Below are 21,775 nucleotides of genomic sequence, written 5' to 3' on the forward strand. Positions count from 1 at the left end.
ATCTTGTTGTATTTGTACAACTTGCCCCTGAGCAAGGCTCGGGCCACTTTCGCGAAAGCCCCATTGCAAAGCGGCTGCTGCGGTGTTGCTCAGGCTTGGATTCGGGGATCTGTCACGATTCTGAAAATGGTGGATGACAGAGTGTCACTCGGTGCAAAAAACGCTGGTTGCGATCTTTTCATATAAGCTGCGAACAGACCCGTGTCCTAACCGTAACGGAGAACAAGAATAATGAAGCCGGCCTTGATCAACGCCCATGCACAACAAGTGCTGCAAGCAGTGCAGGGCACTCACGCCAATCACGGCCCTATTGCTGACCGTGCCATCACACGATCTTGGCGCCGGTGCCTGGATCAGTATCAGCTCGATCCTGCCAGTTGCCGCGCACCTAACGTGGTTGAGCATCCACGCTTGCAAGATCACCGCGCGCCACTGGAACACATCATCGCTGTGGCGCACTGGCAGATGAGCAACCTGCACCAACAGCTCGGACGTGATGGACACGTGGTATTACTCACCGATGCTCACGGTGTGGCTATCGACAGTGTGTTTAACGAATCAGAACGAGCCGAATTTCAGCGTTCCGGACTGTGGCTCGGCTCGGTATGGAGTGAAGATTGCGAAGGCACCAACGGTGTCGGCACCTGCCTGGTTGAGCGCAAGCACGTAACCATCCGTCGTGATGAGCATTTCCGTGGCAAGCATGTCGGTCTGACCTGTTCGGCAAGCCCGATATTTGATGCGAGTGGAGAGTTGCTAGCCGTGCTCAACCTCTCTTCTGTAAGGGATGACCACAGCCTTCAGCAACACTTCCAGGCCATGGCATTGACCAACCTATCAGCCAAGTTAATAGAGAGCTGTTTTTTCTTGGGGCATGATCCACAGCGATATTTGCTGCGCTTCCACCCTGAGGCAGGCTTCGTTGGACTGCTGGGTGAAGGTCTGCTCAGTTTCGACGAGAGTAGCCGTATTTGCTCAGTCAATAATGCTGCGCTGGATCTGTTGGGGCTCAGCCGTGATCAAGTGATCGGCCAGTCTCTAACAGTGCTGTTGGAAACACCTATTGAGCAGGTGATGAGCCAGGCCAGCTCTCAGCCGAGTGTCTGTTGGCCAGTGCGACTGGTGGACGGACGCCAGTTCTACGGGCAGCTGCGAGAACCCGCGCACCAGGCGCCCTTAGTCGTTCCCGCTACTCCCAAAATCAACGACGTGCACGTGTGCTTGGAAGACCCACGCCTGCAACGCGGCTTTACTCGCGCATTACGTGTTTTGGAGCGTGACGTTCCGGTGCTTTTACAGGGCGAAACCGGTACTGGCAAAGAAGCTTTTGCTGCGGCGCTGCACCGCGCCAGCTCCCGAGCGACCCAGCCGTTTGTGGCGATCAATTGCGCAGCCATTCCAGAAGCGCTTATCGAAAGCGAGCTGTTCGGCTATCGCGGCGGCAGCTTCACCGGTGCACGTAAAGACGGGATGATCGGTAAGTTGGAACAGGCCCATGGCGGCATACTATTTCTTGATGAGATCGCCGATATGCCACTGGCTTTACAGACTCGCCTGCTACGCGTGTTGGAAGAGCGTCAGGTGGTGCCCTTAGGCGGCGCGACGGCACGTCCGCTCGATGTTCGCCTCATCAGTGCCAGCCACCAGGATCTGCACGCCTGCGTGGCCGAAGGGCGCTTGCGCGAGGATCTGTTCTACCGCGTTGCGGGGTTCGCCGTGCAGCTCCCACCGCTGCGTGAACGATCAGACAAGGGGCGCTTGCTCGACCTATTGCTGCGGGAGGAGGCAGCAGGGGGCAGGATTCGGCTAGATGCGGGCGTCAGAGAGCGCCTGCTGACGCAGCCTTGGCCGGGCAATGTCCGGCAGCTGCGTACGTGCCTGCGCACACTGGTAGCGTTGGCGTTGGAGGGGCGTGTCACGCTGGACGATTTGGCGGAGTTGCTGCCGGCAGAGCCAGCGACAGTTGCGCTGGCTGAAAATCCACTAGGCGTATCCGAGCGGCAGACACTGCTCACATTGATTGAGGCGGAACACTGGCATATTGCCCATGTTGCCGCTCGCCTAGGGATCAGCCGCAATACGCTCTATCGCAAACTGCGTCATCACGGTATTTCACGACCCGGTTGAATGCAGAACGACATCGTCGCGTTTCCTGCCTCTGTGGACTTGGACTGAGGGTAGATACGACATGTGTTCTCGACCTTATCGGTTGACCGGAGAGGGAAGGGCTCGCTAGAGCCTCGTTACGTGCCTCAGTCAGCGGTAGCACCTGCTGATTGTTGTAATCGCTCATTCGGGCAAGGCCCGGCTTAATGGTATCGCTTTAGTTACATCACGGATTGGCGCGACAAACGTAATTGACACCTCACGGGCCCCCTCCAGCTAGCATCAAATGAGCCGGAGCCGGTAATTCAAGCCAGTTCGTGCAGCTGAAATACTGATGAAACATTCTGGCCATATGATTCGCGTCACTGAAATCCAGGGAGTTGGAGATGAATCGACCATCAAGAAGCATGCGCAAACTGCTCGACTCCGTCGCCACTAACAATGAGGTAGCGGCGCTCGATATGATGCGCGCCGTAGAGCAGCTCCAAGACGAAGTGCTACGCCAACGGTTGCTCAACATGATTCACCGACTCAACCAGGACGCTATTGACTTACGAATGGCGCGTGACGATATCCAGGGCGGAGCCATAAAGCTCGCGTGATCGGTCTCGGTGACGTCTCTTGGTCTGTATGCCGCACTGGTCTCTTGGGCCCGGGGGCGTGTTGGCCCGTCCCGAGCTATCCCGGTGGGTCAGCCGGGTAGTGGGTCGACGTTCATCTGCTTTGGGGCAGTCATCCTGACCACGCGTCGACTGGCTGCATAAGAGGAGGGCGGCTAGGTACCGATTAGCGCAGAACAGGCGCCAAAACATCACCACTGATTTGATGCAGAGCCTGCCTCTTTCAAACCAGGGTAATCATTGAGCGCAAGGCTAGACTCACCATCGTCCATTGGCTCTCGCACTGATTTATGTATCACTCCGGCTTCAGCATCCGCACGCATCTGATCGAGCTCCCTGTGAAATGCCTTGTCCTGAACCGTGGGCTTACTGGTGTATGGCCTTCTTTCAGGTTCAGGCTGTGCTGCATAAGTCGTTACCGCATCAGGGTCGTGCTGCAGCTTTTCTTGAACTTGCGATTCCAGCATCGCACGTAGCGCATCTTTGTCAGGGCGAGTCAGCAATTTGTCAATCCTATTAGGAAACCAGGTACCCAGTAATCGACTGGGCCAGTGGCCGCTTGGGGAACATCCAATCGATCGTGTCGAAAGTTTGGGCTGCAGATACAGCCACAGGATTTCAGGTCGAAGAGAAGAGGCGACTCATCAATTTCTTCCAACACGGCGATCGTGTCAAATTGGGAACATGCCTGGGATGATTTCGTAATCGACAGGAACGCTGGACGTCTTGCTCATGGACTTATGTATGGCTGCTTGGTGTACGTAAGGATATGCTGCCCCCGACTTCATATATGCCAATAAAAACCAACCACAGTGACGTTATGAGCCAATCAGAGACGCGAGCGACAGCCCTAGCGCTGTATCCAGAGGACTCCCGCGAGGCGGCGGCTCTGCTTAAGCAGGCCGTACCACTGATGGTGCGTCACAACATTCCACCAAATCCTGTGCACTATGCTCTCTGGTACACCTACAGCAAAGGTCAGGAGCCAGAGCTTAATCGCCATCTGGACAGGGTGGTCAAAGACTTCGACTGTTTCCCTCCAGAATCCGCTACGAAGCTTTTTCGCGACTACATCATTCGTGACGAATTGGAGGAGGCGCGCGCAGGGCAACAACAAGCGATCAATCTGGTTGACGACATGGAGCGTAATGTCTCGCGTAGCGTGAATGGCAGTGCCAACTTTCAAGCCAGTCTTGGGCACTGCATGGAAATGCTCGCGGAGCCGGTCGACCAGAGGTTGCCCGCCATTCTGAGCGAGCTGCAACAGAGCACCCAGGTCATGCAGGATCAGCAAGAGCTTTTCCTCTCCCAGCTGCACTCGGCGCAAAATGAAATCAAGAGTCTGAGAGACAAGCTCGAGCGTGCCCAACTGGCTGCATCTTTGGATGGTCTGACTAAGGTGTTGAACCGAGCTACCTTCACTCGCTTGCTGGAGCATGCATTGAACAACGCTCCTCATGGGGTGGCATTGGTCATGTTGGATATTGATCATTTCAAGCAGTTCAATGACCGGTATGGCCATCCTTTGGGTGACCGCGTCCTTGAGCATGTGGGTCAGGTGTTACGAAACTCGATCCCGCCTCAGGCCCTGGCGGCACGCTATGGTGGTGAAGAGTTCTGTGTAGTCCTGCAGGAGTGTTTTGATCTCACCAGTGCTCATACTTTTGCTGAGCAGTTGCGCCTAAAAATTCAGGCGCTGCGGATCAAGGTTCGTGGCACGGATGAGGTGCTAGACACTGTAACTGCGTCTTTTGGTGTCGCCCTCGCCAAAGCGGGTGACGATGTGGAAAGCCTTCTGACTCGTGCCGATGATGCCCTCTATCAAGCCAAGCGCAGCGGGCGCAACCGAGTGAACTGAAACTGGCGTTCGGACTCTAGCTGCAATCACATAGCTCCGCAGGATAATCGATGAGTGTGAGGGTAGGCGGATTTGTTGGTGCGGACGTTTTCGAGGATGAACTTGCGTAACTGATGCCTTCAGTTTGATAACAATCTTCAGCAGGTTAAGAGCAGAACCCAATGGGCTGCCTTGGAGTTTCTCCTTTTTTTTGCTCTTGAAACACTCCCAAAACAAGTCCGGAATTGAGTATTTTCCTGCTTCGGTAAAAAAAGAAACCCCTTAGATTTCAATGGGTCGGACGCTAGATGCGAGTTTCGTTTCCTGCTCCAAGATTCAAAAAAACGCCACTCAATGAGTGGCGTTTTTTTGTGCGCGACATTTACGTTCTGCGTTGAAAATAGAGGCTTCGGCGTCTTTTTTCGGTATGCGTCCGGCAAAGTCATCTAGCATAAGTTTGCCAGCTAGGCGAAACCTCAGGAACTCAGTCCCAAAGAGGCTGCATGCTAGGTCTGGTATAACCCCAAACGCGTGGCACTCCATCCTCTAGAGAAAAGGGAAGGTTGTGCTTTCTTAGCGTGGAGAGTAGCCAATCCAGTGAAACCGCTCTGAGTTCGATCCACTCAATTTCTGCTACCGGATGGATGTGGTAATGCCATTCTCGATCCCAATCTGTGCAGTAATCGCTTGGAGCTAAGGTACTGTGCAATCTGAACTCTGGCTTCATTTGCGGGGCGTTAATCATTGCGTTGATCAGCTCAGCCCATTTGGTGTTGTTCATGACGGGAAAAATGATGCCCGCAGTCAGCAGCCTGCGAATTTTCGCTTTTGTAATCTCGTCGAGTTCAGGCAGCTGATACATAAGATTCGCGCAATTGTATGAAGTGAGAACAGTCTAACCCAACACACCTTGCGTGATTAAACGGGCGCCCACCTGTGTGGCAGCAACTCAGTAATCTCACTCATCCGCTGCGTCGGCAGGCGATTGAGGACATCTTTCAAGTACGCATACGGATCATGTCCATTGAGCCTTGCCGACTGGATCAAACTCATGATCGCAGCTGCACGTTTACCGCTGCGTAAAGAGCCCGCGAACAACCAGTTCGAACGCCCAAGTGCCCAAGGCCGGATTTGGTTTTCGCACCAATTATTGTCAATTGGGACGGCCCCATCATCGAGATAGCGCGTCAGCGCTATCCAGCGTTTGAGGCTGTAATCCAAAGCCTTGGCAATGGCCGATCCCTCAGGTACAAGCTGCCTCTGGGCGATCATCCAGGTATGAAGTACGTCGATGATTGGCGCTGCTTTCTCTCGCCGTATTCGCTGCCGATCGCCCGGTTCCAGCTCGCGGACTTCTCGCTCAACTTCGTATAAAGCTGCGATGTAGTGCAATGCCTTTTCGGCGATCTGGCTCTTGTTGGTCGCGTGCAAGTCGAAGAACTTGCGCCGTGCATGGGCCATGCAGCCGATCTCCGTAACACCCAGTTCAAATCCTGCTTTGTAGCCAGCGAAGTCATCGCACACCAGCTTCCCGTTCCAGTGGCCGAGGAAGTTCCGGGCATGTTCGCCAGCACGGCTCTGACTGAAGTCATAAATGACGGCCGCCAGATCGGAGAACTGGCTGGTGGCATAAGCCCAGACATAAGCGCGATGAGTTTTCTTCGCGCCTGGCGTCAGCATTTGTACCGGGGTTTCGTCGGCGTGGACGACACCATGCGTCAGCACGGCTTCACGCAGCGCGTCCACCAGCGGCTGCAATTGCACGCCGCAGTTGCCCACCCATTGCGCCAAGGTCGAGCGAGCAATAGGTAGTCCGGCGCGGCCGAAGATTTTCTCCTGCCGATACAGCGGCAGATGGTCGGCAAACTTGGCCACCATGACGTGGGCCAGCAGGCCCGCTGTCGGTATGCCTTTGTCGATAACATGCGCCGGTACCGGCGCCTGGATCAGCGTTTCGCATTGTTCGCAGGCCCATTTCCCACGGATGTGGCGCTCGACCGTGAACACGCCGGGCGTGTAGTCGAGCTTTTCGCTGGCATCTTCGCCGATGCGTTTTAAGGCGCAGCCGCACTGGCAGTGGCTGTTTTCCGGTTCGTGATGGATCAACGTGCGAGGGAACTGCGATGGCAGCGCAGCGCGCTTGGGCTGCTGGCGAACTTTGGCTTCGACTGCTGCTGGTTGCAGCGCCTCAAGTTCGGCTTCGATAGCCGCGATATCGGTGTCGATCAAGTCGTCGAGCAAGCTGGCTTGATCCGGACTTAGCTGCTCGCTACGCTTGGCAAATTTGAAGCGTTTGAGCAACGCGATCTCGTGGGCCAGCTTCTCGTTGACCGACTTGTGATGGGTAATTTGCTTGTCCATCGTCTCGACACGCTGGATCAACTGCGCCGCCAAGGCACGCAGTTCTTCAGGGTTTAATTGATCGAGATTCGGATGCAAAGTCATGCCGCCGATTTTGCCAGAGAGGGCTAATGGCGGCGATAGACTGATGGGCCAATTGCGCTGGCAAGCGCGCCATGGCGGGGGGGATGCGGCGGAAATCTTGGACTACCTGGAGGTAGTTCATGTACTCATACGAAGACCGTATCCGAGCGGTCAAGCTCTACATCAAACTGGGCAAGCAAACCGGGGCAACTATTCGTCAGTTGGGCTATCCGACGAAGAACTCTTTGAAGAGCTGGCACGCAGAGTATGAGCGATGCCTCGACCTGCCGCGTGGCTACGAGAACTCGAAGTCGAAGTACTCACTGGCCCAAAGGGAAAAGGCTGTCGGGCACTATCTCGAATACGGTCGCAACATCGCCGCTACCATCAAGGCGTTGGGCTACCCCGCGCGGGATTCGTTGCGTGCCTGGATTTACGAAATGCACCCCGAGTTGCATACGCGTATTGTCGGTCGATCAGACGGGTTAGCCCGGCCGCCAGCGGTGAAGCAGGCAGCGGTCATCGCGCTGTGCACGCGAAAAGAAAGTGCGAAAGCCCTGGCTCAAAAGCTGGGCGTGTGCAGGCCGACCTTGTACAACTGGAAAAACCAGCTACTCGGCCCAGAGGTATCCCCATCCATGAAGTGTCGGCTTGAACCCTCATCGTCACCGGAACGAGAGGAGTTGCAGCGGCAACTCGAATCTCTCCAGCTCGATGTTCGCCGTTTGCAGCTTGAACATGACCTGTTGATGAGGGCGAATGAACTCATAAAAAAAGAGACGGGCATCAACCGGCAAGTCCTGACCAATCGGGAGAAGACATTGCTGGCTGATGCCCTAAGGCAGAGGTACTCCTTGCTAGAGCTGCTTGACGCGTTGGGCTTGGCCCGAAGCTCCTATTTCTATCATCGAGCCCGAATGCAGGTCGCGGAAAAGTACACCGAAGCGCGTCGTGCCATGGCGGACATATTCGAGCGCAATCATCGTTGCTATGGCTACCGTCGGATGCGAGCTTCGTTGAGCAGGCAGCGCGTGCGCCTTTCAGAGAAGGTGGTGCAGCGCTTGATGAAGCAGGAGTGCCTAGTCGTCGCCAAGCCGAAACGGCGTCGATACGGTTCCTACCTCGGGGAGATCAGTCCGGCGCCGGAAAACCTCCTCAACCGCGACTTCACGGCCCTAGCTCCGAATGAGAAATGGCTGACCGACATCTCGGAGTTCCAGATCCCGGCCGGCAAGGTGTACCTGTCCCCCATGATCGACTGCTTCGATGGGAAGGTAATCAGTTGGTCGATCGGCACGCGTCCCGACGCCGAGCTTGTGAACACGATGCTGGATGCCGCTGTCGAAACGGTGGCCAGCAACGATAAACGGCCTGTTGTTCACTCCGATCGTGGCGCTCACTACCGCTGGCCCGGCTGGTTATCGCGCATCGCTGATGCGAAGCTGATTCGTTCGATGTCGCGCAAAGGCTGCTCACCTGACAACGCGGCTTGTGAAGGTTTCTTCGGCCGACTGAAAACGGAGCTGTTCTATCCTCGCAACTGGCAGTCAACGAGCATCGAGCAGTTCATTCAGGCCTTGGATTCATACATTCGCTGGTACAACGAAAAACGAATCAAGATTTCCCTCGGCGCGCTCAGTCCCATTGAGTATCGTGAAAGCCTGGGCTTCGCGGCATAACCAGTCCAAGTTTTTGTCCGCATCCCCCGTCTGGGCAGCAGCGCACGCACGGTCACCGACTTGTTTCCGCATTTGGGGCATTGACCGTTTCAAATTGGCTACCAGTGCGCAGCCTTCATCTTTTCAATCCGCTTCAACCATCACGAAACATTGAGGAGTTCACATGTTGGAAATTAAACGCATCGAAACCAACCAACGCATGAGCCGCGTCGTTCAATGCAACGGCTTCACCTTTCTCGGCGGCCAGACGGCCACCGACCGCACCCAGGACATCAAGGGCCAGACCGCCCAGGTGCTGGCCAAGATCGACAATTTCCTGGCCCAGGCCGGTTTGGACAAAACCCGTATCCTCACCGCGCAGGTCTGGCTGTCGGACATCCAGGCCAATTTCGCCGGCATGAACGAGGTGTGGGACGCCTGGGCACCCGAAGGCCACGCGCCTGCACGTGCCACCGTTGAATCGCGTCTGGCTGCGCCGGACCTGCTGGTGGAAATTACTGTGGTCGCGGCGGGTTGATACCAAGTGGCTCATGGAGTGGACCGGGAGCACCGGTTGACTCCAAGGTTCATCGTTTCATGGGCTATCCCTGCGATGATTGCCATCGATACGCGCTGCAACGACAGACCAGTAGAGCCAGTATCTCAATCATCAATCGCTCAGGGCACGAGAATCGTTGCGCTTGTGGCGCTACGATCCGCGCACAAAGGTTGTCAGCGCTTGATCAATAACGACAACATCGCGCTCGCCGCACAAAGTCCAGCTACAGTCGGAAAAATGATCGACGTACTACCGGTTGAATCGATCATGTGGCCGATGACCGGCTCACCAATGCCTGCGCATACATAGGACATGGTATTGAGTACGCCCGTCGCAGTACCCGCAACGCGCCGTCCAAAGATGTCCGGGCAGAGTGCCCAGAACGACGATGCTGGCCCGAAGACGAAAAATCCACAAAGAAACAGCAAGCCTATCGCGACCATGCTCCCGTGCGGTACGAACATCATGATAATCGCGGTTGCTGACGCAAGAACCATATACGAGACGATCGCCAGATAACGTCTTCCCTGAAACACAACGTCTGAAATCCAACTGTTCGACAGTGCCCCCAGCGCCATACCTACCGGCAGTGCGACGGTGATCCACTTCGGGTCAATCAGTGTTGACGAAGTCTTCCAGTCCAGACCGAGAAAATGCACCGGCACCCAGACCACCAGTGCGTATCGCGCAGCGTTCTGGAAACCGATGGCGAATCCGGCGATGTAAAGTCGCCAGTTTCGCAGCACGATCATGTATCGCTGTTTGCTCGTTAAATCATCTTTCACGGCCAGCGGTGAATTGTCATCCGAGTGTTCAATGGAACGTAGCTTTTTGTCTTCGGGACGCTCGGATACAAAGAGCCACAAAACCACTACTCCAAGGAGCATCGACAACGGGGCCAGTCTGAAAATCCAGATCCAGTCGAGATGCATCGCGCCCAGAATGACAAGGGGTAGAACAAACGCGAGTACAGAAGAAAACCCGGAAAATCCGACATACACGCCGTAAACAAAGCCGCGATTTTTATGACCCCACCAGTTCGACAGCAGGCGGCTGCCTGGCGCGAAACCCATCGACTGAAAGTAGCCGTTCGCCCCCCAGGCGAGCAGAAAAAACCAGAATGAGTGACCGAAGCTAAAGACCCAGTTTGCTCCCAGCGAGAGAATCGCGCCGGCGATCATCATTCGCTTGCCACCGAGCTTGTCGCCCAGATTGCCGTTGATGAACTGACCGGCTGCGTAGCACCACAACATCGTGGCGCTGATCCAGCCAATTTCGTATTTCGACAAACCGTAGTCATGCTGAATGCCGGGGATCGCGAAGCCCAAAGTCTGGCGCCCGGTGTAATAGAAGAGATAGCAGAACGTCACGCCGATCAATGCGCGCCACTTGTATTGATCAAACGTGGATGTTCGCGATGTCGCTTTGTATTGCAGGGTATCAGCGGTTTTTGTAGGCATGCCTGTCTCCGTGTGGCGCGCAGTCTTGCGCTGCGCTAACCAGTTTTTGGATTAAGCGAGGAGGGGGGCGCAGTCTTCGCTGCGCTGAAGAGTTTCTGGATTAAGCGAGTTGGTTAAGGGCGATATCGATAATGTCGAAGTTACGCAGACGACCAGGTTTATCCATGCCGGCCAACTTGCGGTTGAAGATGAGGGGCACTTTTTGCTCGGAGACACCGCCGTGCGAACGCAAGGGCACGGTCAATCCCGACAGGTCGTGTTTGTCGGCAGCCGTTCCAAGCACCGTCAATCGTTCTCCGAGTACCACCAGATCGCCGATCCGGTCTTCGGGTAGTTCGAAACGTTGGCTGGCTTGGGTGCGGGTCAGAACCGCCTCGATGCCCGGGATGCCGGCGAGATAGTCCATGACGTCTAGCTGCTGCTCTGCGTGGGGCAGATAGACTGTCGCATAAGATCCAAGCGCGCCGTGATGCACCACATAGGGATCGGTAATAGGCAGGAGGACTCGTGTGCGCTTCGCGCCGTAACGGGCGTCCAGAAGGTCTTGCAAAAACAGGATATTGGGGCGGCCGATCGCATCGGTCTTGGCATTCATGCCGTGGTCCGCGGTAATCGCCACGACCGCGCCGGCCTCGTGAAAGCGCTTGAAGTAGCTGTCCATCATCGCGTAGAACGCGTTTGCTTCGGGCGTGCCCGGCGCATGCTTGTGCTGCACATAATCGGTTGTCGACAGGTACATGAAGTCGGGGCGCTCATTGGTCAGCAATGAGAGCCCGGCAGCAAACACAAACTCGGAAAGCTCCGCGCTGTATACCGAGGGCACGGGCATGCCGACCCTTTCCAGGATGTTCTCGACGCCGTGCTCCTCCAGGTTGACCTGATCGGCTTTTTCCGCCGAGAAGCAGATGCCTTTGAGCTGATGCCCAAGCAGGTTGCGCAGTTTGTCCTTTGCGGTCACCACGGCGACGAGCTGACCCGCTTTGGCCATCTCGGCAAGAATGGTCGGCGCGCGAAGGTACTTCGCGTCATTCATCAAAACCTCCGCTTGCACCTCCTGGTCAAAAAAGAAGTTGCCGCAAATACCGTGAACGGACGGCGGCGCACCGGTGACGATCGACAGATTGTTCGGGTTCGTGAACGACGGCACCACGCAGTCGCCGGTTAATACGGTGCCGAAGCCGATAAGTTCGGCGAGAAACGGCGCCTGCCCGGCTTGAATGGCTTGATTGATGTATTCCTGCTCGCATCCGTCGACGCAAATAACAATCGTCGGGGTCGATGGCAGTCGATAGTTGCGGGAATTAACGTTGATTACTTCATTCATGGTCAGGCCTTCTCTTCGGTATTGAGCGCGCGGTGCGAACTCGAATGTGAGCTGCGCGTTAGCTGCGTTTTTTGATTTGCGGTTTCTGAAACTCGCAATTCACCGTAAGCTGACCGCTGTTCTCACACAATCGAATAAAAGTCGCGATATCTGTGCGTAGGGCTCACACATGAGACAAAAACTTCCGCCGCTTCACGCGTTGCGCATCTTTGAAGTGGCCGCCCGGGCAGGCAGTTATTCGGCTGCGGCTCGGGAGCTGAACCTGACTCATGGCGCAGTCAGCCGACAAGTCGCGGCGCTGGAGGACTGGCTCGGTCAACCGCTGTTTGTGCGTGAGGGGCAGAGCATGGTGGCGTCGCCACATGCCCGGGCGCTCGCCCGGGAAATCAGCGCTGCGTTCGATCACATCGCAGACGCCGCAGAACGCTATGGCAAGAAACAACAGCTGAAGATCATCCGTGTCAGCGCCCCGGCTACAATCGCCATGCGCTGGCTGATTCCCCGATTACCTTTATTTGCCGAGACTCACCCCGGTGTGGATGTGCGCGTTTCAACTGTGCTTTCGACTCAACCGGCGTTCAGCGGAAGTTTCGACATTGCAATCCGACGGGGCGTACCGCACGGTGGTCAATTTCAGGCAATACCCTTGTTTCGCGAATCGAATACGGTGATTGCGAGTCCGTCACTGCTCGCCAGAGCGGGCGTCGAGACGGTCGAGCAACTGGCCGCCGAAACCTGGTTGACCACCGAAACCCGCCCTGGTGACTGGGAAGCCTGGATGGAAAGTGCGAATCAACCCATGCTTCGAGCGAGTCGGACCTTGCGCTTCGATCATTTCTTCGTGACCTTGCAGGCCGTCGTCGATGGGCTTGGCTTCGGCATAGGTCCCTTTCCAACGCTGGAGGCCGAATGTGCAGCCGGGCGGTTGCAAAGACCCTTTCCGGCTTTGCGTTCGCTTGGTCCGACTTATCATGCGCTGGTTCCGCTTGACGCCGACAAGCCGGTCCATTTGCGAGCCTTTGTTGATTGGCTGCAATCAGTGAGTGCGAAAGATGAGGAATCGCAATGATGGTAGTCGTCGATAGTACGTACACATTTCAGCTAGGCGATGGCGCCACCTGAACCGCACCCTCTTGGTTGTCCGGCTCGTGCCCCGTACTTGCCGAGCGAATCAGCATCAGCGCGCCGATCAGGGCGGTAGCCGCCAGGAAGTACATCCCCGCGTGGGCGTTATTGAAGTACTGCTCGGCCCAGGTTTTGACCGTCGGCGCGAGGAAGCCGCCAAGGTTGCCCAAGGCGCCAATCACCGCAATCCCGCTGGCCGCTGCGGCACCGCCCAAGAAGCGGGTAGGCAAGGTCCAGAACAACGGTTGCACGGTGATGAACCCGGCGGCGGCAACGCAGAACGCCAGAATCACCAACGGCAGACTGCCACTCAAGGTCGAACCCACCATCCCCACTGCTGCCAGTGCCAGCATTAAGGCAGCGTAGCGAGTCTGCTGGCCTTTACGGTCGGCGTAGCGGGTGACCGCATATAGTACGCAAACGGTGGCAATCCAAGGGATGGCGGTCAGCATGCCGACTTTCAGGCCAATGCCGGTGCCGAGCAGTTCGGCGATTCGCGTAGGCAGATAAAACAGTACTCCGTAGACACTGACCTGAATCGTGAAGTAGATCATGGTGAAGTACAGTACCTTGGAGTTGATCAGCGCGGCACGCCATGAAGACGGGCCTTTATTGGCTTTCAACAGCTGTTCTTTTTCCAGTTCGTGCTCAATTGCGGCTTTTTCTTCGATGCTCAACCACTTGGCATCACGTGGTTTGTCGGTCAGATAAAAGAACGCTAATACGCCGATGATCGAGGCGGCGAGGCCTTCGGTGACAAACATCCATTGCCAGCCGGCCAGGCCGAACTGGGCGGTGTCCAGCAGCCAGCCCGACACCGGCCCGCCTACCATCAACGACACCGGTACACCGAAGTAGTAAATGCCGTAGGCCGAACCTCGCTGGTTCTGCGGGAACCAGTAGGTCAGGTACAGCACCACGCCCGGCGACAGACCGGCTTCGGCCACGCCCAACAAAAAGCGCAGGATGTAGAAGCTGGTTTCGTCGTGGGCAAACATCATCGCGGCCGAAACCAGGCCCCAGGTGACCATGATCCGGCTCAGCCAGATACGCGCGCCAGTCTTGTGTAGCATCAGGTTGCTCGGCACCTCAAACACGGCGTAGCCGATAAAGAAAATGCCCGCACCCAGCGCAAATGCGGCGTTACTCAGGCCGGTGTCGGCCTGCAAGGCGTGTTTGGCAAAACCAATGTTGGAACGGTCAATGATCGCCATCGCAAACATCAATGCGACAAAGGGCAAGATACGCCAACGAATTTTGCTGAGCGCCTGTTTCAATGCGGGGTTAGACATGAAGTGCTCCGATTATTATTTTTTGGAGTGCATCAACATCAAGACAGGTCTTACAGCTTTTTCAAGGCGCAACGGGCATAGGCCGCGACCACCAAAAAACAACCCATCGGCAACAGATACGACACGGCAGTGGAGGAGTGGTCGGCCACCAGGCCCATCACGTACGGCACCAATGCGCCGCCGACAATGGCCATGATCATGAATGAACTGCCGCGCTTGGTATGTTGGCCAAGGTTTTTGACGCCCATGGCGAACAGGGTCGGGAACATGATCGACATAAAGAAGAACATCGCGACTAGAGCCACCACCGATACGCCTTCAATACCCATCACCACCAAGGCGCTGAGCACCACGTTGATCAGTGCGTAAATCAGCAGCAGGCGCTGAGCGTTGATCCGGCCCATCAGCCAAGTGCTGAAAAAGCGGCCAAACATGAAGCTGAGCATGGCCACTGACAGGAGGTAGGCGGCCTGCTGGCTGCTCATCAGCGCCCAGTGTTCAGTGACGTAGTTGATGAAAAACGCACCGACGCCGACTTGCGCGCCAACATAGAAAAACTGGGTGATCACCCCAGTGACGAACTCGCGGTGCTGCCACAGGGATGTGCTGTTGTGCTGCTGAACCTGGGCTTCCTGCTCACGCAAGTCGGGCAGCGGGGTGCGAGCGATCAGTACGGCCACCAGCAACACCATCGCGGCAATCACCAGATAGGTCATTTGCAGCGACTGGGTGGTGTCGGCGCTATTGGCGCCGCTGAGGAACAACGCACCGCCAATCAGCGGGCCAAAAAACTGCCCCAGACCGTTGAACGATTGCGCCAGGTTCAAGCGCCGCTCTGCGCCGGCTGGAGAACCCAGTACCGTGGCATAGGGGTTGGCTGCGGTTTCAAGGCAGCCCAGGCCGCAGGCGATGGTAAACAGCGCGAACAAAAAGAACGGAAAGCTTTGTGCCGCCGCAGCGGGCATAAACAGCAAGGCGCCGATGGCGTAGAGGCACAGGCCCAGCAGGATGCCGGCCTTGTAGCCATATTTGTCCATCAACAACCCGGCAGGCAGGGCGATTAGAAAATACGCCCCGAAGTACGCACTTTGCAGCAAGCCGGATTGCGCCTTGCTGACGTGCAGGGTTTCTTGAAAGTGCTTGTTCAGGACATCCAGCAGGCCATAGGACAAACCCCATAGAAAGAACAGAGAGGTCACCAGAATCAAGGCCCCGCGATAGGACGTAATCGCCCGGATAATGGGCGGTGCTGCGACGTTCGAGTGCTTGAGAGACATGGCGTATTTCCTTTTTATTGTTGTTAGAACGGTGTATCTGTCTGCATGGATCTACTAGGGTCGGGGCGGGGTGTGCAATCGCGAGCAAGCCCGCCTTCATCGGTTCTTTGTTTGCCTCAGGCTTGGTCGGTGAGGCTGAATATCCGGGTCATCGGCGCCCACTTCTCTGACGGTTTTGTCCATGGCGTGGGTTGCTGAAAACGCCACATCAGCGCTTCCCATTCCTGCACTCGGGCATCGCTGGCCGCCGCCTGTGCAAGCGCTTGGGCGCTGAGTTCAGGGTCGGTGTCCATGACCATGAACAGCCGTGTGCCCAATCGCCAAATCTGCATGTCCAGTACGCCGTGCTGGCGCAGGTGCTCGCTGACATGAGGCCAGATTTGTTGATGCAGATGCTCGTATTCCGCAATCAACACCGGGTCGTCAATCAGGTCCAGTGCCAGGCATTGGCGCTGGACGCTCATGTCAGCGCCCGGTCCAGATGGGTGTAGCCGCCATCCACCACCAGCCATTGCCCGGTGGTATGAGAGGCGCGCGACGACAACAGAAACAGCACGCTGTCGGCGATCTCTTCACTCGTGGTCATGCGTTGGCCGAAAGGGATTTTTTCGACAATGCTCGCCAGCTTGGCTTTCGGGTTGGCAAACGTGTTGATCCAGCGCTCGTAGAGCGGTGTCATGACTTCTGCCGGGATCACCGCGTTGACCCGGATGCCGTCGCCACGCAATGAAGTAGCCCATTCGCGGGTCAGCGACAGTTGCGCGCCTTTGGCTGCGGTGTAGCCGCTTGTGCCGCCTTGCCCGGTGAGAGCCGTTTTGGAACTGATGTTGACGATGGAGCCGCGCGTGACCTTGAGCGCGTCCACGCACAAGTGAGTCATCAAGTAGTAATGGATCAGGTTTTTTTCCAGCGATTCGACGAATGCCGAACGCCCGGCTTCAAGACCTACGCCATCGTTGACCCCGGCGTTGTTGACCAGTCCGTCGATGCGCCCGAAGCGCTGCAGCACGCTGGCGACGGCAGCGCGACAAGCGTCTTCGTCACGTAATTCGACCTGAATAAACAGGCTTTGCGCGCCGCGCTGATCCAGTTCTCGCCTTAGTTCATCCGACAGCGGGCTATGGCCGAAAATGACCGGGATGGCACCTTCGTTGGCCAAGCCTAAAGAGATGGCGGCACCGATACCCGAGCCGCCGCCCGTGACGATAAAAACCTTGTCTTGCAGGTACAGATTCATTGCATCACTCCTTCAATCCCGTAGAGGGCGCAGGCATTGCCGCCCCAAATCGCGGCTTGCTGCGGCGCACTCAAACTGTGCAATACGCTGTCGACTACACGGGATGTGTCTGCGTAGTGACCGGCCAACAGGCACACCGGCCAGTCCGAGCCAAACATCAGGCGCTCAGGGCCGAACAGCTGCAGTGCTGTTTCCAGATAGGGCGTCAGTTGCGCGCTTTGCCAGTCTTGCCAATGGGCTTCGGTGATCAGCCCCGACAACTTGCAACTGACGTGGGGCAACGCCGCCAGCGGTGCGAGTTGTGCCGCCCAGGTGTGCAGGTTGTTGGCCTGCACGTCGGGCTTGGCCAAGTGGTCGAGCACCAGATGATGTTGATCGTGTCGCTGGCACAAGCGCGTCGCGGCCCGCAGGTCAGGGGCTTTGATCAGCACCTCATACACCAGCCCTTTACGCTGCAAGGTGGACAACCCCCGGTTAAACGCCGGGTTTTGCATAAACTCGCAAGGTGAGCTTTCGTCCTGTAGCTGATGACGAAAACCACGCAACACGGTGGCCTCAGCCCAGCGTTCCAGCGACTGTTCAAGGTCGCCGGCACACAGGTCAACCCAACCCACCACGGCACGTATCCACGGATAACGCGAAGCCAACATCAACAGTTGATCGGTTTCGCCCTCGCAGGCGCGAGCTTGCACGGCAATGCAGCCGTCAACTCCGGCGGCATCCAGCAAAGGCCTTAGATCATCGGGCTGAAAGTCCCGGCGCAAACACGCCATGTCGCGGCCGATCCAGGGGTAGGCCGCGGCGTCATAGCGCCAGAAGTGCTGGTGAGCATCCAGCCGAAGTGGGCATGAGGATGGCATCTCGGTTAGCCCCGATACCGGTACTGTTCGCGGGAGGCGGTTTTCATCTGGATCGAGAAGCCGGGTGCCTGCGGTGGCATGTACGCCGCATTACGAATCACGCACGGGTCTACGAAGTGTTCGTGCAGATGGTCGACAAACTCCACTACGCGACCTTCATGAGTGCCGGCGATGCACAGGTAATCGATCATCGACAGGTGCTGTACGTACTCGCACAAGCCCACACCGCCGGCGTGCGGACATACCGGCAAGTTGTACTTGGCGGCCATCAGCATCACCGCCAGCACTTCATTGACCCCGCCCAGTCGGCAGGCGTCGATCTGCACCACGTCAATCGCTTCACGCATGATCAGTTGTTTGAACACGATGCGGTTCTGGCACATCTCACCGGTGGCGACTTTGACCGGGGCGACACCCAGGCGAATTTTGCGATGACCTTCGACGTCGTCCGGGCTGGTGGGCTCTTCAATAAACCATGGGTTGGCGAAAGACAGCTCACGCACCCAGTCGATGGCTGTATCGACTTCCCACACCTGGTTGGCGTCGATCATCAACTGGCGATCAGGGCCCAGCACTTCACGGGCAATTCGCACGCGGCGGATGTCGTCCTTGAGGTCGTGGCCGACTTTGAGTTTGACGTGGGAGAACCCGGCGTCGACTGCTTCCTGACACAGACGGCGCAGTTTGTCGTCGGCATACCCCAGCCACCCCGCTGAAGTGGTGTAGCACGGGTAACCTTGCGCTTTGAGCAGGGCCAGGCGCTCGGCTTTGCCGCGGGCGCGTTCGCGCAGCAACGTCAGGGCTTCTGCGGGGGTGATGCAGTCGGTGATGTAGCGAAAATCAATGCAGCGCACCAACTGCTCGGGGCTCATGTCCGCAACCAGACGCCATACCGGCTTGCCCTCGGCCTTGGCCCACAAGTCCCAGGCAGCGTTGACCACCGCACCGGTGGCCAGGTGAATGGCGCCTTTGTCCGGACCGATCCAGCGCAGTTGGCTGTCACTGGTGACGTGGCGCCAGAAACGGCCCATGTCTTCGGCAATCCATTCCAGCTTCAACCCCACCAGCAGACTGGCGAGTGCATTGATCGAGGCACAGCAAATCTCGTTGCCACGGCCGATGGTGAAGGTCAGCCCGTGGCCTTCCAGGCCCGGGGCATCGGTTTCGAGAATCACATAGGCCGCTGAGTAATCCGGGTTCGGGTTCATCGCATCCGAACCATCGAGAGATTGCGAAGTAGGGAAGCGGATGTCTTCAACGCGTACAGCGGTAATCATGGTCATGGTGCAGCTTCCTGTCACTGGGCATTCACGGTGCGTTGGTTTTGTTCGCCGAGGCCGGCGATGCCCAGACGGATTTGCTGACCTGCGCGCAGGTACACCGGCTCTGGCTTGATACCCAGACCCACGCCAGGGGGAGTGCCGGTGGAGATCACATCGCCGGGTTGCAGGCTCATGAATTGGCTGAGGTAGCTGATGATTTTCGGGATCTGGAAAATCATCGTCCGCGTGTTGCCGTTCTGGTAACGCTTGCCGTCCACTTCCAGCCACAGGTCGAGCTGATGCGGGTCGGCGATCTCATCGCGGGTCACCAGCCAAGGGCCGAGCGGACCGAAAGTGTCGCAACCTTTGCCTTTGTCCCAAGTGCCGCCCAGTTCCAACTGAAACTCACGCTCGGACACGTCATTGATTACGCAATAACCGGCCACGTGTTCGAGGGCATCGCTTTCGCTGATGTAGCGGCCGCCCTTGCCGATGACCACACCCAGCTCGACTTCCCAGTCGGTTTTGCGTGAGTTACGCGGAATTTCAATGTCGTCATTCGGGCCGACAATGGCACTGGTCCACTTGCTGAACACCACGGGTTCGGCCGGGATGGCGGCGCCAGTTTCAGCGGCGTGGTCGGCGTAGTTGAGGCCGATGCAGATGAACTTGCCGACTTGGCCGACGCAAGCGCCGAGGCGTGGCGAGCCTTCAACCAGCGGTAGGTTGAACGGGTCGATACCTTGCAAGCGGGTAATGCTTTGCGGGCTCAGCGTGTCGCCTGCGATATCAGTGGCCACTGCGGACAAGTCGCGCAATTGACCGTTGTTATCAAGCAGAGCGGGACGTTCCTGGCCTTTTTCGCCATAGCGCAGCAGTTTCATATTATTTCCTTTGTTAGTTAGAACTAAGGGGGGCGCAGATCTTATGTGGGAGCCGGAATCAGTTACTCCAGCCGCCATCAATAATTTGCGCAGTTCCTGTTGTGAACCCGCTGGCACTTGAGCCCAGATACAGCGCCAGTTGCGCTATTTCCTCGGCGGCGCCGATGCGGCCCATGGGTTGGCGGGCAGCGAAAGCTGCGTAGACCTCGGCTGTGCTGCGACCTTCTCTTTGGGCTTGTTCACTGATGCGTTGACGCAGGGAGGGGGAGTCAACGGTGCCGGGGCAAATGGCGTTGCAGCGGATGTTCTGACTGACGAAATCAGCCGCCACTGAACGTGTCAGGCCAATCACCGCGCCTTTGCTGGCGCAGTAGGCAAATCGGTTGGGGACGCCTTTAACGCTGGAAGCCACCGAGGCCATGTTGATGATCGAGCCACCACCGTTTGCCAGCATGCCCGGCAAAAAAGCGCGGATCATGCGGTACATGGCGGTAACGTTTAGGTCCAGGGCGAAGGACCAGTCTTTTTCGCTGCACTCAAGGATGTTGCCGCTGTGAACCACGCCTGCGCAGTTGAACAGAACATCCAGGGGACCAAGCTCTTGGGCTAGGCTCTGAATGGCGCAGGCATCGGTGACGTCTAGAATATGGGTATGTGCACCTTCAAGTGCTTCGAGGGCGCCAGCATTGATGTCGGCGGCGAAGACTTCAGCACCAGCAGCGAGATACGCCTGGACACTGGCCAGGCCAATACCCTGAGCACCCGCCGTGATCAGCACGCGTTTACCGGAAAGATCCATAAGTGCTCCGTGACGCTAATTATTTTTTATTTTTTGTGAAGTTTTGGCCCAATGGTCAGGCCATTGAGGGCGCATCAAATGGCAAACCTGCTCAAGTGTCGGGATAAAGTTTGCTATGATCACTTCACGTTATGGGTTCAATGGTCAGGCCATTGAGCCTTTTATAGCATTCACCTCAATCATCAACAAGCGTCTGTTTCCACAAAAAGTGCTTGTCGAATGCTGTCCAAACCAGAGCTTATTTCTCAATGCCATTTCAAGTTATTGATAACCAAAGACTTTATCGGCAGATCGCCGACCAGTTGCGGGCCTTGATCGACAGCGGAGAATTTCCGCCGGGCAGCCGTTTGCCGGCCGAGCGCGAGCTGGCCAAGTTGCTTGGCGTGAGCCGCGCCTCTGTGCGTGAGGCGATGATTGCGCTAGAAGTAATCGGCTTGGTGGATGTGCGCGTCGGTAACGGGGTGCTGGTCTGCGAGCCTCCAGTACAAGCGGTATCGAATGAGCCGGTAATGGCTCAGGTCACGCGCAATCAGTGGAAAGAGCTGGACCCTGAACTGGGGATCGAGGTTGATTTCAGCGCTGAAATCCCGCCATTCGCCTTGCTTCAGGCCCGCCGGCTGATCGAGCCCGAAGCTGCCGCACTGGCGGCCGTGAATGCTAGCGATGAAGAACTGGCAGGCATCCGCGAGGCGTTCGAGCGCAACGTGCAGGACAACCGTGAAAATTCACACACTCACCCCGGCGACCGTCTATTTCATATTCGCATCGCCCAGGCCTCGGACAACCCGGCCTACGCACTGATGATTCAACACCTGTTGGGCCATCGATACGGCAGCATGTTCCAGCGTCTGCAAAGCCATTACAGTTCGGGTGACATGCCCCATCGTTCGGAAGATGAACATCGGCGTGTGCTGCAAGCATTGGAGCAACACGACCCCGACGCAGCGCGTCAGGCAATGGCCGAGCATCTGAGTGAAGTGATCAGGATTTTCAGCCGTAGCGCCCAGTAAGCATCAATCCGTAGCGGGGACGCTTAATCCCGAAGAGGGCA

Annotated in this window: 20 protein-coding genes and 1 pseudogene; 8 read left to right on the plus strand and 13 right to left on the minus strand. The window is 56.9% G+C overall.

Annotated elements, in window-relative coordinates; all coding sequences use genetic code 11:
• Window positions 1–231: 231 nt before the first annotated feature.
• From ACMXYJ_RS14865 to ACMXYJ_RS14875, 3 genes and pseudogenes are all read left to right on the plus strand, one after another.
• A complete protein-coding gene (locus ACMXYJ_RS14865) occupies window positions 232–2,127 on the plus strand; it encodes a sigma-54-dependent Fis family transcriptional regulator (RefSeq protein WP_415760425.1) in 1,896 nt (631 codons plus the stop codon).
• Between the two features lie 365 nt (window positions 2,128–2,492).
• The gene (locus ACMXYJ_RS14870) at window positions 2,493–2,708 is read left to right on the plus strand and encodes a hypothetical protein (protein WP_134100720.1); all 216 of its coding nucleotides are present in this window, start codon (window positions 2,493–2,495) and stop codon (window positions 2,706–2,708) included.
• Window positions 2,709–2,870, plus strand: a pseudogene (locus ACMXYJ_RS14875) (LysE family translocator); the annotation flags it as partial.
• Window positions 2,871–2,917: 47 nt separating this feature from the next.
• Here ACMXYJ_RS14875 and ACMXYJ_RS14880 read toward each other — a convergent pair.
• Window positions 2,918–3,229: a hypothetical protein gene (locus ACMXYJ_RS14880; protein ID WP_415760426.1), complete on the minus strand. Its 312-nt coding sequence runs from the start codon at window positions 3,227–3,229 to the stop codon at window positions 2,918–2,920.
• A 317-nt stretch (window positions 3,230–3,546) separates the two neighbouring features.
• Here ACMXYJ_RS14880 and ACMXYJ_RS14885 point away from each other — a divergent pair, with 317 nt between their 5' ends.
• Window positions 3,547–4,584, plus strand: coding sequence for a GGDEF domain-containing protein (locus ACMXYJ_RS14885; protein WP_415760427.1), 1,038 nt, complete (start codon window positions 3,547–3,549; stop codon window positions 4,582–4,584).
• 463 nt (window positions 4,585–5,047) lie between these two features.
• Here the strand turns inward: ACMXYJ_RS14885 and ACMXYJ_RS14890 are convergent, their stop codons facing one another.
• Both ACMXYJ_RS14890 and tnpC read right to left on the minus strand, forming a co-directional pair.
• On the minus strand, window positions 5,048–5,425 hold the full coding sequence (locus ACMXYJ_RS14890) for a DUF6678 family protein (protein WP_414925747.1): 378 nt from the start codon (window positions 5,423–5,425) through the stop codon (window positions 5,048–5,050).
• Window positions 5,426–5,481: 56 nt separating this feature from the next.
• Window positions 5,482–7,008 carry an IS66 family transposase gene (tnpC, locus tag ACMXYJ_RS14895; protein ID WP_415760428.1) on the minus strand — a complete coding sequence of 509 codons (1,527 nt, stop codon included), beginning with the start codon at window positions 7,006–7,008 and terminating at the stop codon, window positions 5,482–5,484.
• 119 nt (window positions 7,009–7,127) lie between these two features.
• Between tnpC and ACMXYJ_RS14900 the strand changes: the two genes are divergently transcribed.
• Window positions 7,128–8,666 carry an IS3 family transposase gene (locus tag ACMXYJ_RS14900; RefSeq protein WP_415760429.1) on the plus strand — a complete coding sequence of 513 codons (1,539 nt, stop codon included), beginning with the start codon at window positions 7,128–7,130 and terminating at the stop codon, window positions 8,664–8,666.
• A 166-nt stretch (window positions 8,667–8,832) separates the two neighbouring features.
• The gene (locus ACMXYJ_RS14905; RefSeq protein ID WP_415760728.1) at window positions 8,833–9,183 is read left to right on the plus strand and encodes a RidA family protein; all 351 of its coding nucleotides are present in this window, start codon (window positions 8,833–8,835) and stop codon (window positions 9,181–9,183) included.
• Between the two features lie 194 nt (window positions 9,184–9,377).
• On the opposite strand, the gene ACMXYJ_RS14910 is transcribed toward ACMXYJ_RS14905, so the two are convergent.
• Entirely contained in the window at window positions 9,378–10,664 is a 1,287-nt protein-coding gene (locus ACMXYJ_RS14910) for an MFS transporter (RefSeq protein WP_415760430.1), read from the minus strand.
• Window positions 10,665–10,764: 100 nt separating this feature from the next.
• Window positions 10,765–11,988 (minus strand): phosphonoacetate hydrolase, encoded by a 1,224-nt coding sequence (gene phnA / locus ACMXYJ_RS14915; protein WP_415760431.1) that lies wholly within the window; start codon window positions 11,986–11,988, stop codon window positions 10,765–10,767.
• 199 nt (window positions 11,989–12,187) lie between these two features.
• Here phnA and ACMXYJ_RS14920 point away from each other — a divergent pair, with 199 nt between their 5' ends.
• Window positions 12,188–13,057, plus strand: a complete 870-nt coding sequence (locus tag ACMXYJ_RS14920; RefSeq protein ID WP_415760432.1) for a LysR substrate-binding domain-containing protein — start codon at window positions 12,188–12,190, stop codon at window positions 13,055–13,057.
• A 28-nt stretch (window positions 13,058–13,085) separates the two neighbouring features.
• On the opposite strand, the gene ACMXYJ_RS14925 is transcribed toward ACMXYJ_RS14920, so the two are convergent.
• From ACMXYJ_RS14925 to ACMXYJ_RS14960, 8 genes are all read right to left on the minus strand, one after another.
• Window positions 13,086–14,405 carry an MFS transporter gene (locus ACMXYJ_RS14925; RefSeq protein ID WP_415760433.1) on the minus strand — a complete coding sequence of 440 codons (1,320 nt, stop codon included), beginning with the start codon at window positions 14,403–14,405 and terminating at the stop codon, window positions 13,086–13,088.
• Window positions 14,406–14,455: 50 nt separating this feature from the next.
• Window positions 14,456–15,682 carry a sugar MFS transporter gene (locus tag ACMXYJ_RS14930; protein WP_415760434.1) on the minus strand — a complete coding sequence of 409 codons (1,227 nt, stop codon included), beginning with the start codon at window positions 15,680–15,682 and terminating at the stop codon, window positions 14,456–14,458.
• 116 nt (window positions 15,683–15,798) lie between these two features.
• The gene (locus ACMXYJ_RS14935) at window positions 15,799–16,146 is read right to left on the minus strand and encodes an L-rhamnose mutarotase (RefSeq protein ID WP_415760435.1); all 348 of its coding nucleotides are present in this window, start codon (window positions 16,144–16,146) and stop codon (window positions 15,799–15,801) included.
• Complete coding sequence (locus tag ACMXYJ_RS14940; RefSeq protein ID WP_415760436.1) at window positions 16,143–16,919, minus strand: SDR family oxidoreductase; 777 nt, start codon at window positions 16,917–16,919, stop codon at window positions 16,143–16,145. Before ACMXYJ_RS14940 ends, ACMXYJ_RS14935 begins: the two co-directional genes overlap by 4 nt.
• Complete coding sequence (locus ACMXYJ_RS14945) at window positions 16,916–17,779, minus strand: amidohydrolase family protein (protein WP_415760437.1); 864 nt, start codon at window positions 17,777–17,779, stop codon at window positions 16,916–16,918. Before ACMXYJ_RS14945 ends, ACMXYJ_RS14940 begins: the two co-directional genes overlap by 4 nt.
• 5 nt (window positions 17,780–17,784) lie before the next feature.
• Window positions 17,785–19,062, minus strand: coding sequence for an L-fuconate dehydratase (locus ACMXYJ_RS14950; protein WP_415760438.1), 1,278 nt, complete (start codon window positions 19,060–19,062; stop codon window positions 17,785–17,787).
• Window positions 19,063–19,076: 14 nt separating this feature from the next.
• Window positions 19,077–19,925, minus strand: coding sequence for a fumarylacetoacetate hydrolase family protein (locus ACMXYJ_RS14955; protein WP_415760439.1), 849 nt, complete (start codon window positions 19,923–19,925; stop codon window positions 19,077–19,079).
• Window positions 19,926–19,983: 58 nt separating this feature from the next.
• Window positions 19,984–20,724, minus strand: a complete 741-nt coding sequence (locus ACMXYJ_RS14960) for an SDR family oxidoreductase (protein ID WP_415760440.1) — start codon at window positions 20,722–20,724, stop codon at window positions 19,984–19,986.
• A 248-nt stretch (window positions 20,725–20,972) separates the two neighbouring features.
• Between ACMXYJ_RS14960 and ACMXYJ_RS14965 the strand changes: the two genes are divergently transcribed.
• Window positions 20,973–21,734 (plus strand): FadR/GntR family transcriptional regulator, encoded by a 762-nt coding sequence (locus ACMXYJ_RS14965; protein ID WP_415760441.1) that lies wholly within the window; start codon window positions 20,973–20,975, stop codon window positions 21,732–21,734.
• Window positions 21,735–21,775 lie beyond the last annotated feature (41 nt).

The organism is Pseudomonas arabinosi, from assembly GCF_047758675.1.
Taxonomy (GTDB): Bacteria; Pseudomonadota; Gammaproteobacteria; order Pseudomonadales; family Pseudomonadaceae; genus Aquipseudomonas; species Aquipseudomonas arabinosi.

What these genes read in the sequence shown, in the direction of transcription:
- ACMXYJ_RS14885 (WP_415760427.1), top strand. Translation starts at nt 3,547, where the DNA reads ATGAGCCAATCAGAGACGCGAGCGACAGCCCTAGCGCTGTATCCAGAG.
- ACMXYJ_RS14890 (WP_414925747.1), bottom strand. Translation starts at nt 5,425, where the DNA reads ATGTATCAGCTGCCTGAACTCGACGAGATTACAAAAGCGAAAATTCGC.
- ACMXYJ_RS14945 (WP_415760437.1), bottom strand. Translation starts at nt 17,779, where the DNA reads ATGCCATCCTCATGCCCACTTCGGCTGGATGCTCACCAGCACTTCTGG.
- ACMXYJ_RS14955 (WP_415760439.1), bottom strand. Translation starts at nt 19,925, where the DNA reads ATGAAACTGCTGCGCTATGGCGAAAAAGGCCAGGAACGTCCCGCTCTG.
- ACMXYJ_RS14870 (WP_134100720.1), top strand. Translation starts at nt 2,493, where the DNA reads ATGAATCGACCATCAAGAAGCATGCGCAAACTGCTCGACTCCGTCGCC.
- ACMXYJ_RS14960 (WP_415760440.1), bottom strand. Translation starts at nt 20,724, where the DNA reads ATGGATCTTTCCGGTAAACGCGTGCTGATCACGGCGGGTGCTCAGGGT.
- ACMXYJ_RS14900 (WP_415760429.1), top strand. Translation starts at nt 7,128, where the DNA reads ATGTACTCATACGAAGACCGTATCCGAGCGGTCAAGCTCTACATCAAA.
- phnA (WP_415760431.1), bottom strand. Translation starts at nt 11,988, where the DNA reads ATGAATGAAGTAATCAACGTTAATTCCCGCAACTATCGACTGCCATCG.
- ACMXYJ_RS14940 (WP_415760436.1), bottom strand. Translation starts at nt 16,919, where the DNA reads ATGAATCTGTACCTGCAAGACAAGGTTTTTATCGTCACGGGCGGCGGC.
- ACMXYJ_RS14865 (WP_415760425.1), top strand. Translation starts at nt 232, where the DNA reads ATGAAGCCGGCCTTGATCAACGCCCATGCACAACAAGTGCTGCAAGCA.
- ACMXYJ_RS14925 (WP_415760433.1), bottom strand. Translation starts at nt 14,405, where the DNA reads ATGTCTAACCCCGCATTGAAACAGGCGCTCAGCAAAATTCGTTGGCGT.
- ACMXYJ_RS14930 (WP_415760434.1), bottom strand. Translation starts at nt 15,682, where the DNA reads ATGTCTCTCAAGCACTCGAACGTCGCAGCACCGCCCATTATCCGGGCG.
- ACMXYJ_RS14950 (WP_415760438.1), bottom strand. Translation starts at nt 19,062, where the DNA reads ATGACCATGATTACCGCTGTACGCGTTGAAGACATCCGCTTCCCTACT.
- tnpC (WP_415760428.1), bottom strand. Translation starts at nt 7,008, where the DNA reads ATGACTTTGCATCCGAATCTCGATCAATTAAACCCTGAAGAACTGCGT.
- ACMXYJ_RS14910 (WP_415760430.1), bottom strand. Translation starts at nt 10,664, where the DNA reads ATGCCTACAAAAACCGCTGATACCCTGCAATACAAAGCGACATCGCGA.
- ACMXYJ_RS14965 (WP_415760441.1), top strand. Translation starts at nt 20,973, where the DNA reads ATGCCATTTCAAGTTATTGATAACCAAAGACTTTATCGGCAGATCGCC.
- ACMXYJ_RS14935 (WP_415760435.1), bottom strand. Translation starts at nt 16,146, where the DNA reads ATGAGCGTCCAGCGCCAATGCCTGGCACTGGACCTGATTGACGACCCG.